Raw genomic sequence first — 392 nt, forward strand, 5'->3', positions numbered from 1 at the left:
CGCCAGAATATTGGTCTGGAAGGCAATGCCGTCAATGACGCTCAGAATATCGGCGATGCGTGCCGAACTGCCGGCGATATCACGCATTTTTTCAATGACGTAGCAGACCATTTCGCTGCCGTGATCGGCGGTGTCAGACACGGATTTCGCCAGCTGGTGCGCCTGCTCGGCGTTGTCTGCATTGAGTTTCACCGTGGCGGTGATCTCTTCCATGCTGGCGGCCGTCTGCTCAAGCGATGTCGCGGTGGATTCCGTGCGCTGGGCAAGATCCATGTTCCCCGCCGTCAGCTCGCGGCTACCGGTATCAATTTGCGAGCTGGCATCACGTACCCGTAAAACCGAGTTCATCAGAGACTGCCGCATCCCCTCAATGGCCGCGTTCAGGCGGTTAA

Annotated in this window: 1 protein-coding gene; it reads right to left on the reverse strand. The window is 57.9% G+C overall.

The genetic code is table 11. The features are described 5' to 3' along the window. On the reverse strand, positions 1–392 hold a 392-nt coding region (locus CSV68_RS16840; protein ID WP_233192966.1), incomplete at both ends, for a methyl-accepting chemotaxis protein.

Origin of the sequence: Sporosarcina sp. P29 (assembly GCF_002743265.1) — a bacterium.
In the GTDB taxonomy this organism is placed as follows: Bacteria; Bacillota; Bacilli; order Bacillales_A; family Planococcaceae; genus Sporosarcina.